Raw genomic sequence first — 12,545 nt, forward strand, 5'->3', positions numbered from 1 at the left:
GCACTCGAGAGGCGAGCCTCTATCACGGGGAGCGACGTGAGACCCAACCGAGTTTGTGCCGAACACCGTATCATATCCGTATGCCTGATCGCCATAGACATGACGGCCTCCACCACATTGTTGAGCCTCATCAAGCCATCAGCGCTGAATGGACCGCTTTTTTGCGTTCGGATCAGGCTGATCGAAACTGCCGATCCGGCACGTCGTGCACTCAACACCACGCGTTCTCGCACGCAGAAAGGGCGATAGATTCTTTCACGCAGTTCGTCGTGACAGATTTCATCGATGTCCATGTGAACAATGACCGGACGGCCATCCGCTTCTCGCTCCCAAAGCGAGTCGAGGCCTGGATCGTAACGCCAAAATCCTCCGTTCGCGTACGTTTTGGCTTGTGTTTCAGCCACGCCGTCTAGACGAACCCCACCGGCTGCTACATCGCGCATTTCGGCATCGTCGATATAATAAAGCGCGAAATGATCTGCATCGCAGATTGACCGCAAATAGTTCAGGAACGCGGCGCTAAAGCCGGGGCACCCAATATTCGCGATCGACGCGCCGATGTTCGGCCGTTCGCTCGAACCGGCGATCGATATACTCTCTGTTTCCAGAATCTGCATGCGTTCCTCTCCGCGAATTTGATCCCAGGCTTATGACGCGGGCTATCCGACCCTACCGGCCCTTCCAGCCCCTGTTCTCGCGACAGGTGCATCTGGAGATGCATCAATAAACACCAAGCGCTCGGTTAGTAAAGAGGTTTTTGGGGCCTCCTCGCCAGTGAAGCGGCGCAAGTCCCTCTCCGAGGGGAACGCCAGCCGATTACGCGACGTGTACACATGTCCTTTAATGTTGGTGGAGGGTTGGATGAAATCGATCGTTTGCAATGCCTTTGCTCCTGTCGAAACGCTGATGTGGAAGGAAATCGAGAACCCGTCACCGGGTCCTGGAGAGGTTCTCGTCTCGCTGGAGGCTGCTGCTGCCAATTTCCCGGATGCCCTCATTGTTGAGGGCCGTTATCAGCTCCGGCCTGCCCTGCCCTTCACCCCCGGTTGCGAGGGATGCGGCGAAATCCTTGCCATTGGCGTGGGTGTGGTCGGACTGGATCCGGGCGACCGGGTGATGTTCTCGACTCCCTTCGGCGCTTTCGCGGAACAGGTCGTCGTCGAAGCATCTAACGTTTTCCGGATCGACGCAGATATGCCTGCGGACGATGCAGCGGGTTTTCTACTCGCCTATGCCACCGCCTATCATGCGCTCAAGCAACGTGGTGCGCTGAAGTCGGGCGAAACTCTGCTTGTGCTCGGTGCCGGCGGCGGAGTAGGCCTTGCGGCCGTTGAACTGGGACGCGCCATGGGTGCCCGTGTCGTCGCCGCAGCTTCCAGCGCCGAAAAGCTTTTGGCCTGCGCCGATCGCGGCGCCGAGGCGCTGATCCAGTATGACAATCCGGCGCGTCTTCGCGCCCAGATCGCTGAAGCCACCGATGGTCGTGGCCCGGATGTTGTCTACGATCCAGTCGGCGGAGACATGGCCGAACCGGCGTTTCGCTCTATCGCCTACAATGGTCGATATGTCGTGATCGGCTTTGCCGCAGGCTCGATTCCTAGCCTGCCGTTCAACCTGCCTTTGCTAAAGAGTGCATCGATTGTCGGCGCAATCGCCGGAATCTTCATGGTGAAGGAACCGGACGCGCATCGGCAGAACGTTGGCGAACTTCTGGATTTCTACAGGGAGGGCCGGTTGAAGCCGACGATTGGGGCGAGATTCGCTCTTGAACACGCGGCTCGCGCGATCCGTTGGCTGGCGGATCGCAAAGCCATCGGCAAGATCATCCTCGATCCGCGGATCGATGCAATAACTCAATGATCGTGCGACGACGGCACAGTCGGCTAGTGCCGGCGACACGGATCCGCGCCTGATGAGGGCTGCGGCTCCGAGCGGCCCCGGCGCAACATCGCTTTGGTTCCGAGTGGCGGGTGCCGCGCGGGCATAGGGTGTGATCGCATTCGTCAAATCGCCCTATACTGTACCGTTCACAGGGACATACGCGAAGGCCGCGATCAGACATCGGAAGTCATCGCACTTTGCGGAGGAAACGAGTCAATGGCCTACCAGTTCGTGCAGTCCTACGGCGTCGATGCTTTCGTCGCCTGGGCCTGCGAACTCGCGGCCGCCTATGGCGAATGGTTTGCGACGCCGGTCGCGTTTGACGAAACGCTGGAGCGAGCATGCCATGCTCGCCGCCTGATCCCCGCTTGCCGAAGGACCCTTTAATGACTGGCTCGATCGACACATCTCTCTCCGATGGCGTTTTCCGGATCGTCCTGAACGATCCGGCCAGGCTGAACGCCATGACGCCCGCTTTGGCCGACGAGTTGCGCTTGCAGTTGAAGCGGGCCGAAATGGAAGCCCGTGTCGTGGTCCTCACGGGCTCCGGCAAGGCCTTCTGCGCCGGCGCCAACCTAGCGGACGTGATGAACGATCCCGAGGCCGCGGCCGATGGCGGCATGATGCTCGAGCGGCACTACAACCCTCTCGTCAGGACCATCCGAGACCTTCAAATCCCGCTGATCACCGCTGTCCGGGGCGCGACTGTGGGTGTCGGAGCCTCGCTCGCTTTGCTCGGTGACATCATCATCGTGAGCGAAACTGCTTATTTCCAGCAATCCTTCCGTCGAATCGGTTTGGTTCCGGATGGCGGCTCCGCCTTCATCCTTTCGCGCGCTGCAGGCCGCGTCCGCGCCATGGAGCTGATGCTTCTCGCCGAGAAGCTTCCCGCATTGAAGGCGTTGGAATGGGGTCTGGTGACGCGGGTCGTGGCCGACGACGCCCTGGAAGGCGCCGTTGACATCCTAGCGGCCGAGTTGAGGGCCGGCGCTACCTTCGCGATCGGCCGGCTTCGAAAGCTGGCGTGGGCAGCGGTGGAGTCCAGCCTCGAGGAGGTGCTCGCTCTCGAAGTCGAGGCCCAGCGTGCGGCAGCGGCGACTTCGGATTTCTCAGAGGGCGTCCGCGCGTTCGTCGAGAAGCGGCCAGCGATGTTTGCGGGCCGGTGAAGCTGGAGCGCTCGGCCTGGTCGTCCCTCCGCAGGGGACATCCCCCTTCCGCACCTGGCGAGCAGAGTGGTCCCAACGGTCGCCTGGGCGGTCAATGAGTGAGAGGAAGCCGATGAACGTGCAGCAAGCTCTGTCCCGGCCCCGACATGCGGGTGGTCGGGTCACCTTCGTCGGGGTGGCCATCGTGTCGGGCTCGGCCGGCCTGTTCATTCTCAGCGACACGATTCTGCTCTACGGACTGGGGACCGACATCTATCCGACATCCGTTCGGGGCACGGGCGTTGGCTGGGCGACCGCCGTGGGGCGTCTCGGCGCAATCGGCGGCCCTCTCTTCGCCGACGGTCTGTTTCAGCTAGGCCTTGTCGCGGGCACCCTGCTTCCAGCTCTGGCGCCGTTCGCCGTCCTCGGCGGAATAGCCGCGGTCTATCTTGCCAGAAAAGACCGTTGAGCCATGCGCGTCTTCCCCTCGCCTTCTTATCTTGTCGATCTGATCGATCAGGAATTGGGTCCTTCGGACTGGATGGTCGTTTCCCAGGACATGATCGACCGATTTGCGGATCTGACCGGCGACCGCCAATGGATCCACGTTGAACCGGTGCGCGCCGCGATCGAAGCTCCGGGCGGTGTGACGATCGCGCACGGCTTCCTGATGCTGTCGCTGCTACCGCCACTGCAGGATCAACTCTATCGCATCGAGAAGGTCGATCACGCTCTCAACTACGGCAGCGACCGCCTCAGATTCGTGTCCTCCACGCCGGCTGGATCACGGATTCGGTTGCTGCAGAAGATCGTTAAGGTCAATCCCCTCCCCAATCACGGGTTTCGGGTCTTCTTCCATTCGACCATCGAAATCGAAGACAGCGATCGGCCCGCCCTCGTGGTCGACACCATCGCGCTGATCTTCGAGGCCGTGGCCGCGACCTGAAGCGGCTGCTCAGTCGCGAAGTTCCCGCCGCAGGATCTTGCCCGAGAGGTTCTTCGGCAATTCCGCGATGATGACGATCTCGCGCGGAACCTTGTACGCCGCAAGTCGCTCGCGGCAGAATGTGCCGAGGGCCTCGATAGTTACGGCTGCACCCGGCTTGAGGCTGACGATCGCCTTGACCGTCTCGCCTCGATACGCGTCTTTCGCCCCGACAACTGCCGCTTCCCGTATGGCGGGGTGGCTGTAGATGACGTCCTCGACTTCGCGCGGCCAGATCTTGTAGCCACCTGCGATGATGACGTCCTTCTTGCGATCGATGAGATAAAGCCAGCGATCGTCGTCGAAGAAGCCGATATCGCCGGTGTAGAAGCCGTCCGGCCTCATCGACATGGCGGTTTCCTCGGGTTTGCGCCAATAGCCGGGCGAAACGCATGGGCCAGAAATGACCACTTCTCCCGCCTCCCCTGCCCCGACCTCGACACCCTTCTCATCGACAAGCCGGGCGGTAAACGTCGGCAGGATTCTGCCGACAGATAGCGTTCCGGTCGCCCGATCAACACGGCGGGGTTCTCGCAATGGTTCCATGAAGGCCGCGCCTGTGGTTTCGGTAAGACCGTAGCCAGTACGCAACGCCACCCCGAAACGCCGCTCATAATCGTCGGCTACCGCTGCTGGCACGGGTGCGCCGCCGCTCATGGGCGTCGTCAACTTGGCGATCACCTCGGCTGACGCATTGGACGCGTTCATAATGGCGATGAAGGCCGTTATCGATCCGGCGGCCACGCTGGGCGACAGACGATTGATCGCCTCGACGATAATGTCTGGGTGGAAGCGGTAGCTCAGGACTACGCTCGCCGCGGCGTGGATTGCCATGGTGACGGTCATGACCACGCCGGAGACATGGAAGAGGGGTGCCAGCGTCAGGACAACCCCATGATGAGCGAGTCCCTGTGCGGAACACGCGAGAATGCCACCCAGCGCAAGGCCGCGTTGCGTGTTGATCGCTCCCTTGGGCTTGCCCGTGGTTCCGGATGTGTACACCAACGCGGCTGGACTGTCGGGGTCGATCCAGACATTGTCGGGGGCCTGCCCCCTGAAATCCTCAATGATGGTGCAGAAGTCGCTGAACGGCTGCCGTGGCACTTCCGCGATGGGGGGTGCCACGCGGGGATCAAGCGTCCCATTGTCCGCACTATCGGCCGAGATAACCCAAGCGGGACGGTGTCCGTCACCGAACGCATCGTACGCCTGTGCAAGTAGGTGTGGTTCGGCCATGAAGACGCGGGGTTCGGCATCTTCGAGAACAAGGCCGAGTTCGCGCGTACGATACATCGGATTGACGGGGACGAATACTCCGCCAATCTTCCAGACCGCTATCATGGCGATGATGAACTGCGGCAAACTCTGAGTTTGCACACAGAAGCGATCACCCCTGCCAAAACCTCTTTCCTGCAAAGCGACCGCGAATGCGGCGCTTTGGCAATCGACATCGCCATACGACAAAACGGCGCCGAAATAATGCAGAAAGGGACGGTCTTTCCCCCCGGCTACCGCAGATGCAAACATCTCGGTGACGGTAATGTCGTGGGTCATACACACACTCTCGCCTGAAAACCTGGTCACTCCGAGGGCCTCTTTCGTCGTTTTCGAGCTAGGCGCCCGCTCCTTCAGGAGCTCAGCCCTGTCTACTCGCTCGAAATGGGATTAGGACGGGGAAACAATTTCGACGCCTAGCGAGCCGTCGGTTAGAAATTTCTCGTCAGTTGAATCCCGTACGTGCGCGGCATGCCGGCAAAACGGCGTACCGTATCGTTAATTCGCGCGACGTTGGTGGCATAATATTCATTGGTCAGGTTTCTCACGTAGCCGAGCACCTTCCAATTTCCGTTTTTCGTGGCAACCCCGCTCTGCAGATCGACCAGAGCGTAACTGGCAATGTCCAGGATCGGAAGATTGCCGAAGCCAGACGTCGTCCCGCTTCGATAGTTTACACTGGCGCCGAAGAAGGCGTTGAGGGTTTCGGATAGCGACCACTCGTAGCGCCCCTGCCCCGAGACCTGATACTTTGGCGTGTAGGGGAAAGCTTCGTCCTTGAAGCTCGCCAGCTGGCCAGTGATCGTATAGCCGCTGAACGCGCCAGTAACCTTGGAAGCGATGTACGTGCCCGCGACCGTCAGAGTTAGCCCCGTCATCGGATGCGCGTTTAATGCAAGCTCCATACCCACGATGCGCGATCGCGGAACATTGACGAGGGCCTCCAGAGCACCGAGCACCGAGGGTTCAACCTGCGTACGGCTTTTTAGCTGCTTGTTTCGGTAGTCGTAATAAAACACCGCGCCGCTGGCATCGAGGGCACGGCCGATAATCGGGGTCCGGAAGCCGACTTCATAGGCGCGGACAGATTCTTGAGACACCGGAGTCAGCTGGTTAGCGGCTAATGCCGGAACGACCGGACCGCTGCCCGCCTTGTACCCTTGGCTGATGTTGCCATAAAGCAATGTGCGGGGCGCGGGCTTCCAGTCGAAACCGATACGCCATGAGACATTGTCCTGGTTCAGTTTGCCCTTCACCAGAGCCGGCGTGGTCGTCGCATCTAGCGTCAGACATTGCCCGACAACCAGCGGAGCGATCCCGGGCTGGGGTCGGCGCAGGATATTGAAGAATGCCGTCAGTGTCGCAGCCGTCGTGTCGTTCCCAACGCGACTGCAGGCTGAATAATCGAGATCAGCCCTTGTATAGCGGGCACCGGCCGTAAGGGTAAGCGTATCTGTCAGCTTGTTGTCGATATTCGCGAACACGGCCTTTGTGTCGAAACGCTGGCGACTATCAAGGAGGAAATGGTTAAAGAGACCGGTTGGAATGCTGTACGTGCCTGTCGAGTAGGGCAACTGATAATCGTCCACCTGGGTGCTGCGGTCCTTCGAATAGCTTGCCCCGATAACCAACGCTGCCCGGTTGTAATCACCCTGCAGCCGCACTTCCTGAGCGAGCGAGCTGGCAGACCCCGTATTGTCGGAAAAGACGGCAGCCACGCTCGTGGCATCGAGATCGACACGCTGATGAATGTCGATATCGGAATAAGAGGTAATCGAAATAAGTTTAAGGCGGTCGTTTAGGTTCCACGTACCCCTCAACGCACCCTGATAAAAAGAGTTGTGCTTACGCAGCGGGAAGCCCTCATCATTCCAGTCCGCCGCACTGTTGTCTGCGGGCGCGAGCGGATAGTTGGCGACGAGCGGTATCTTACCGACCGACACAGCCCGCTGGGGCAGAAATTGGATGAGCTGGGCTGCTGGGGTATCGGAACGATCCAGGAAGCCGCTCAGCGAAAGCGTTACCTCAAAGGAACTGCTGGGCCGCCAGTCGGTGATAAAGCGGCCCTGGACAAAGCGCCGGTCGCCGAGTTCGGCATCACGGGTGTAGCTCCGTTGCCATGGACCCGTTTTCTCCCCCTTGACAGCCAAACGTACGCCCAACGTATCCGTGATGGGACCGCTCACGAAACCTTCGCCGGAGAACGCGTCGAAATTGCCGTAGCCGAGTGTCGTGCTCGCCGCGAACCGGTCGGTCGGGACGTTAGCAACATAATTGATCGCCCCACCGGTGGAATTCGCCCCAAAGAGCGTGCCTTGCGGTCCCTTCAGCACCTCGACACGCTGAAGATCGAACGAGGCGCCACTTGTCATGATTGAAAACGGCAGCGGGATCTGGTCGACGTAGACACTAACTGTTGGCCTTGCGCCGATTGAAGTATCGAAGAACCCTACGCCCCGGAGCGAGAAGACTGGTGTGGAGGCACCGCTTTCGACATAACTTAGCCCTGGCGTCAACTTGACCAGATCGGCGACGTTAGAGATACCCATGTCTTTCATTTGTTCGCCGCTGACAGCGGTGATTGACATTGGTACGTCAGAGACGCTTTGTGATCGCCGTTGGGCGGTTACGACGATGTCATCCACCTGGGAAGTGGGCAGATCGACAACAGGCGCTGTTTGTTGTCGATCGGTCGATGGGTTTGTGTTCGCTGTTTGCGCGAAGGCCTCAGAAGGGCCGCATAGGGCCGAAGTAGCGCACAGCAGCGAAATGTACATACTCGGTTTCATTTTCTCTCCACTGCAGACCACTAACGGGCTTAAACCCCTGCTAGGCGAACGCTCGGTCAATGTCGGTCCCCCCAACGGGACGGGTGCAGGTAGACATGCTTTAACAGAAGCTGTGTTGGCCGGCTTCATTTGTTCCTCCCCGCGTGAGGTGGCTGATGCTTGTCGAGATGCAACCTGTGGAATTGTGGCTTTCGCCATTAGTCCGACGGGCAGACGCGATCTCGCGGATCGATGTTCAGCCCATCCGAGCTTCCTTGGGTGCACGGGCTCGCCCGAGCGGAGAAGCGGTAGGTCCATGCCCCTCGACCGGCACGCGGCGTGCCCGCATGAAGCGCTGGACGTCGCCGATCTCGACGACGAAGGTAACAGCGGAAAATCGCAACGCAGCGCATTGCCTGATAGGCGTCGACCACGGCGCTATGGACTAGGAGGCGCAGTTTCAGAGAGGTGGCCGGATTTATCCGAACAGCAGATCACGTTCTATAAGTGTGCTGCCAGCCGCGTGTCGTAGAAATGCCGTTGTGGCTTTGGCACGCAGGGAGAGCGTAGCCCGACCGGAGAGCCAAAGCCACAACGGCGGCAAAATTCATGCCGCCGCTGCCAGCGGGATGAACCCGAAGTAAGCCTCGTCAGGCGTCCGTCCGCCATGTGCAGAATGAGATCGTATTCCGTTGTAAAAGGTCAGATAGGAACTGAGCGAGGCGCGGGCTACGCTGAAAGTGTCACAGGCCTTCAGATAAACCTCGTCATATTTGACCGATCGCCAGAGCCGCTCGACCAAGACGTTGTCGCGCCATCCGCCCTTGCCATCCATGCTGATGGCGATCTTGTGCTTCGCAAGCAGGCCGGTGAAGTCGGCGCTGGTGAACTGGCTGCCTGATCGGTGTTGAAGATATCGGGCTTGGCATAGCGCGCGAGCGCCTCTTCGACCGCCTCAAGACAAAAAGCCGTGTCCATGGTGAGCGACAGCCGCCACGAGAGAACGCGGCGTGTGGACCAGTCGACCACCGCTGCCAGATAAACGTGACCGTCCGATTGCTACCGCGAGGCCTGGGTCTTGAAGCGGGCGGCGAGTTCGGGATCGTCGACGAAGTCATCGAGGAACTGGTGCCAGGTCTTGGTCGTGAGACGCGCTTGGCTGAGCATGTCAGTCAGCTCATCGACGCCGTGATCGGTCAGCGCGGTTATGGACTCGTCCGGTCCGACGTAGACGCTGATGCCATAACGCTTCGCCACGACACTGGCAGGTTCGGTGGAGCGGGCAATGTCTGCCCGCACAGCGGGGGTGGTTCGGGCCTGGGGATGTATCTGCACCATCACGAAACCTCATCAACAAGAGCAGCAAAGCGCCATGCGTGATCCGCAATAGCGTTGCTTACCATGTCCCAAGATATGTCGCAACCAGACAAATAACCAGTTCTTCTTGCCCAGGCATATGGGCCTGACGGCGCGCTCGGCGGCGTTGTTATCGATGGCGACGCGCCCATCATCGAGGAACAGGCTGAACGCGTGCCAGCGGCCCAGGTACGCAAAGCCTCGAGCTTGGGTTTGCTCAGTTCCTGGCGCACGGCCCGGCGGATATCGGCAGGCTTGCCCGCGATTTCGCGCTCGATGTCGTAGAGTTGCCCGATACGCTCGAGCGCCTCGTGCGCGATCTCGGATTTTTGCGACGTCGAGATGTCATGAAAATCGCGTCGCCAATGCGCAAAGCAGGCGGCTTCCCGGAAGCGAGGTTCACCATTTGCGGCAAGTTCGTAGAGCTTGGCATAGCCTTTGTAGGCGTCGGCCTGAAGGATGCCGCTTGCATCGCCCAGGTGGGCCAACACATGCTCCGCTTTCCAGTTGGGAGCATAGCGGTAGGCGACCCCGGGCGGCGCGGTGCCGGCCCAGGGGCGCTGGTCACGGACATAACCCCAGATCCGGCCTTGCATCACACCCTTGCCGATACCTTTGGCGCGTCGTTCCGGAGCCAGCACGCGGACGGGTGTGTCGTCGGCGTGCAGGATGTCGCTGCCCAGGACCGATGCTTCGATCCGGTCGGTCACGGGCTGCAGGATCCGCATCGAGCGGCCACACCAATCAGCAAGCGTGCTGCGTGGGATGTCTGCGCCCATGCGCGCCAGGATCTCGTTTTGCCGATACAGCGGCAAATGGTGGTCGAACTTCGAGACCAGCACGTAAGCCAAAAGACTTCCTCCAGCCATGCTGCCAGGGATCGGTCGGCTCGGGGCTGGCGCCTGAACCATCTTCTCGCAGAAACGGCAGGACTTCTTTGGGCGGGCAACTTCGATGACCTTGAGCTTTGCCGTGATCATCTCGAGGATCTCGCTCACGTCTTCGCCGACGAGACGCAGGTCGCCCCCGCAATCCGGACAGGTGCTGCCGGGGTCAAGTCCGTGGCGTTCGCGCGGCGTACCCGCCGAGACGCGCGGGCGCCGGGATGGACGCGGCCTGGAGCCGGTATCGGCAGAAACGGCCACGGACTCCGCTTCCGGATCGTCCTGGTCGCTTGTCACGAGGCCCTGTTGCGCGATGGAGACGAGAACGTCTTCCAGAGCGAGCTCGAGTTGCTCGATCTCGCGTTCGATCTTCTCGGAGGATTTGCCGAAAACCTGCTTCCGGAGCCTGGCGATCTGCAAACGGAGTGCCTGAACGACCAAGTCATGGGCGTGTAGCGTCGTCGTCAGCTTCGCGTTCTCTGCCTGCAACTGGGCGATCATCGCCTTGAGAAGTGCCGGGTCTTCGGGAGGATCGGACGCCGCGTTCAGCATGGCCTTTCGTACGCGAAAACGGCCAAAAGGTCCAGAAAAACAGGCGCTTCAAGGAAGAAAAGTCACCCCGCGCGTGCCGGTGGTGCGCCCCAGTTCGGGCGCGCCCAGTCGATCCCTTCCCACAGCATCGCGAGTTGGGCCGATGTCAGTCGCGTTGTCCCGTCGGCCGCAGAGGGCCAGGGAAAGCGGCCTCGTTCCAGGATTTTGTAATAGAGGCAAAATCCCTGGCCATCCCAGTAAAGCAGCTTCAGCCTGTCGCCGCGCCGTCCCCGAAAGGCGAATACGGAACCACTGGCTGGCTTCTGGCGCAGCACGGTCTGGGCGAGCATGGCGAGACCCGAAATCCCTTTGCGCATGTCAGTGACGCCGCAGGCGAGATACACCCTTACGCCGGTTCCCGGTCCGATCATGCGGCTTCCACCGATCGAATAAGCCGGGTCAGGGCAGCAGCCTCGATGCCGCTGTCGAAACGAAGGCACCTTCCCTGCGGCAGACACAGCTCGACAATCAAGGGCGAGACCATTCGGTCCTCGAGCGCGGGTTCCGCGTGCATGGGCGCACCGATGTCGACCGGCAAAAAGATCGGCCCAACCGGCGCAGGCAGCAGCCCTCTCTTCCTGAAAAGATGGCGCCAATTATAAATCTGGCTTCGCGACACATCGTAGCGCCGCGCAACGCGCGCCAACGTCTCGCCGTTCACCCCCACCGCCGCGACAATCTCGAGCTTTTCAACTTGGCTCCACCGGCGACGCCGTTCCCGGCCCAATATCTCCACCGCCGTCCCTCGCTCTCACTCAGGACGTCCATATCGACGCCCTTATGGACGTCTCTTACGCGCTCACATCACATCCCGGCAGGCGGCCTCCACCGGCTTGCGATTACCCACAAGTATTTGAATCGCTTGCGTGTCTCCGAGAGAAAATTGTTGAATCGGATGAATCAGTTGTGATTCATTCACGAGCACCGTGATTGTGTTCGTGAGGTGCGCGATGCAGGCCGAGAGCGAGAAACTGCTACCTGTGGGTGACCACTGGTCGCGCAGCGAGGTCGATGAGACTGCTTTCAGAGATGCCCGTCTCGGGCGCCGGTTTGGCGATTTGCTTTGCCGCCTGAGCGATAGAATGGGAGGGACAATCCCTCTGGCCTGTCAGGACTGGGCGAGCACCAAAGCCGCATATCGGTTCTTTTCCAATCCAAAGGTCGAGGAAGGGGACATCCTTGCAGGCCACCTCAAGGCGACGAAAGCGCGGTATGCTGCATCTGAGGGTCCGATCTTGGTGCTTCAGGATACGACTGAGTTCACCTATCAGCGCCGGAACCCGCATGACATCGGCTTCACCAAAAGCGTCAACAGTGGTCGCGACAAGAGTGGTCGGCTCCGACATCATGCGGTATGCGGAATACTTATGCATTCCAGTCTGGTTATCACCCAGGATGGCCTTCCCCTCGGCCTGGCCGCAGTCAAATTCTGGAACCGCGATAAGTTCAAGGGCACTGCCCAGCTCAAGCGGAAGATCAACCCCACTCGGGTTCCGATCGAAGCAAAGGAGAGCGTTCGTTGGCTCGATAATCTCCGCCAGTCAGTCGCTCTGCTGGGGCAGCCCGATCGCTGTGTCCATGTCGGCGATCGAGAGAGCGACATTTACGAACTCTACTGCCTCGCCAAGGATCTCGGCACCCACTTCGTCGTCCGCACCGT

At 60.2% G+C, this 12,545-nt stretch carries 11 protein-coding genes and 4 pseudogenes; 6 read left to right on the plus strand and 9 right to left on the minus strand.

The features are described from left to right. Nucleotides 1-617: hypothetical protein (locus tag EBBID32_RS06970; protein WP_037489393.1), on the minus strand; the 617-nt coding region annotated here is incomplete at its 3' end. A 244-nt stretch (nucleotides 618-861) separates the two neighbouring features. Here EBBID32_RS06970 and EBBID32_RS06975 point away from each other — a divergent pair. From EBBID32_RS06975 to EBBID32_RS06990, 5 genes are all read left to right on the plus strand, one after another. Continuing rightward, the gene (locus tag EBBID32_RS06975) at nucleotides 862-1,860 is read left to right on the plus strand and encodes an NADPH:quinone oxidoreductase family protein (RefSeq protein ID WP_006953073.1); all 999 of its coding nucleotides are present in this window, start codon (nucleotides 862-864) and stop codon (nucleotides 1,858-1,860) included. A gap of 237 nt (nucleotides 1,861-2,097) precedes the next feature. Further along, nucleotides 2,098-2,268, plus strand: coding sequence for a hypothetical protein (locus tag EBBID32_RS24020; protein WP_006953075.1), 171 nt, complete (start codon nucleotides 2,098-2,100; stop codon nucleotides 2,266-2,268). Next, nucleotides 2,268-3,047, plus strand: a complete 780-nt coding sequence (locus EBBID32_RS06980) for an enoyl-CoA hydratase-related protein (protein ID WP_006953077.1) — start codon at nucleotides 2,268-2,270, stop codon at nucleotides 3,045-3,047. The genes EBBID32_RS24020 and EBBID32_RS06980 overlap by 1 nt, the downstream gene beginning before the upstream one ends. Nucleotides 3,048-3,159: 112 nt before the next feature. After that, nucleotides 3,160-3,495 (plus strand): hypothetical protein, encoded by a 336-nt coding sequence (locus EBBID32_RS06985; RefSeq protein ID WP_006953078.1) that lies wholly within the window; start codon nucleotides 3,160-3,162, stop codon nucleotides 3,493-3,495. Between the two features lie 3 nt (nucleotides 3,496-3,498). Next, nucleotides 3,499-3,972 carry a MaoC family dehydratase gene (locus EBBID32_RS06990; RefSeq protein ID WP_006953079.1) on the plus strand — a complete coding sequence of 158 codons (474 nt, stop codon included), beginning with the start codon at nucleotides 3,499-3,501 and terminating at the stop codon, nucleotides 3,970-3,972. A gap of 9 nt (nucleotides 3,973-3,981) precedes the next feature. Here EBBID32_RS06990 and EBBID32_RS06995 read toward each other — a convergent pair whose 3' ends face one another. The 8 genes and pseudogenes from EBBID32_RS06995 to tnpA all read right to left on the minus strand — a co-directional run bounded on the left by EBBID32_RS06995 (nucleotide 3,982) and on the right by tnpA (nucleotide 11,621). Then, nucleotides 3,982-5,565 (minus strand): class I adenylate-forming enzyme family protein, encoded by a 1,584-nt coding sequence (locus tag EBBID32_RS06995; RefSeq protein ID WP_006953080.1) that lies wholly within the window; start codon nucleotides 5,563-5,565, stop codon nucleotides 3,982-3,984. 152 nt (nucleotides 5,566-5,717) lie between these two features. After that, nucleotides 5,718-8,063 (minus strand): TonB-dependent receptor, encoded by a 2,346-nt coding sequence (locus EBBID32_RS07000; RefSeq protein ID WP_231382134.1) that lies wholly within the window; start codon nucleotides 8,061-8,063, stop codon nucleotides 5,718-5,720. Nucleotides 8,064-8,661: 598 nt separating this feature from the next. After that, a pseudogene (locus EBBID32_RS24820) lies at nucleotides 8,662-9,104 on the minus strand (transposase); the annotation flags it as partial. 183 nt (nucleotides 9,105-9,287) lie between these two features. Continuing rightward, nucleotides 9,288-9,392, minus strand: a pseudogene (locus tag EBBID32_RS24485) (IS481 family transposase); the annotation flags it as partial. Nucleotides 9,393-9,482: 90 nt separating this feature from the next. Beyond that, a pseudogene (gene tnpC, locus EBBID32_RS07015) lies at nucleotides 9,483-10,516 on the minus strand (IS66 family transposase); the annotation flags it as partial. An 18-nt stretch (nucleotides 10,517-10,534) separates the two neighbouring features. Further along, nucleotides 10,535-10,846 (minus strand): annotated as a pseudogene (locus EBBID32_RS25330) (transposase domain-containing protein); the annotation flags it as partial. Between the two features lie 62 nt (nucleotides 10,847-10,908). Beyond that, nucleotides 10,909-11,256: an IS66 family insertion sequence element accessory protein TnpB gene (gene tnpB, locus EBBID32_RS07020; RefSeq protein WP_037489399.1), complete on the minus strand. Its 348-nt coding sequence runs from the start codon at nucleotides 11,254-11,256 to the stop codon at nucleotides 10,909-10,911. Continuing rightward, nucleotides 11,253-11,621, minus strand: coding sequence for an IS66-like element accessory protein TnpA (gene tnpA / locus EBBID32_RS07025; RefSeq protein WP_006953095.1), 369 nt, complete (start codon nucleotides 11,619-11,621; stop codon nucleotides 11,253-11,255). The genes tnpB and tnpA overlap by 4 nt, the downstream gene beginning before the upstream one ends. A 214-nt stretch (nucleotides 11,622-11,835) precedes the next feature. Between tnpA and EBBID32_RS07030 the strand changes: the two genes are divergently transcribed. Further along, nucleotides 11,836-12,545, plus strand: a 710-nt coding sequence (locus tag EBBID32_RS07030) for an IS4/Tn5 family transposase DNA-binding protein (protein ID WP_037489408.1), incomplete at its 3' end; no start/stop codon positions are given.

It is taken from the genome of Sphingobium indicum BiD32 (assembly GCF_000382885.1).
Lineage (GTDB): Bacteria > Pseudomonadota > Alphaproteobacteria > Sphingomonadales > Sphingomonadaceae > Sphingobium > Sphingobium japonicum_C.